The organism is Ancylomarina sp. 16SWW S1-10-2, from assembly GCF_009669305.1.
In the GTDB taxonomy this organism is placed as follows: domain Bacteria; phylum Bacteroidota; class Bacteroidia; order Bacteroidales; family Marinifilaceae; genus Ancylomarina.
The window spans coordinates 1-415 of sequence record NZ_SADB01000263.1 but is presented as its reverse complement, the minus strand read 5'-3'; the positions used below and the strand labels follow the sequence as shown (position 1 = coordinate 415).

Genomic DNA, 415 nt, shown 5'->3' with positions numbered 1-415 from the left:
GGTGGTCTTATAGGCGTTATTTTGGCGATTTACTTTTACTCGCGCCGTATCAAAGTACCTTTTTACTCCACATTAGATTTTATTGCGCCGCTAGTTCCTCTAGGTTTAGGTTTTGGGCGCATAGGTAATTTTATTGGGCAAGAGTTGTGGGGACGGGCAACAGATGTGTCGTGGGGTATGGTTTTTCCACGAGATCCAGAGCAATTAGTACGGCACCCTTCCCAGTTGTATCAGGCCTTTTTAGAAGGTTTAGTGCTCTTTATCATTGTTTTTTGGTTCTCACGCAAACCTCGTCCGCGTTTAGCAGTGGGATCGGTATTTTTAATTTTCTACGGTATTTTCCGTTTTGTCGTCGAGTTTGTTCGGCAGCCTGATGATCATATTAAAGAATTGGTATTTGGGTGGATGACGCGAG

General features: G+C 43.9%; 1 protein-coding gene. It reads left to right on the top strand.

The window, feature by feature from the left end; all coding sequences use genetic code 11:
• Positions 1-415: prolipoprotein diacylglyceryl transferase (lgt, locus tag EMN46_RS19180; protein WP_154202614.1), on the top strand; the 415-nt coding region annotated here is incomplete at both ends.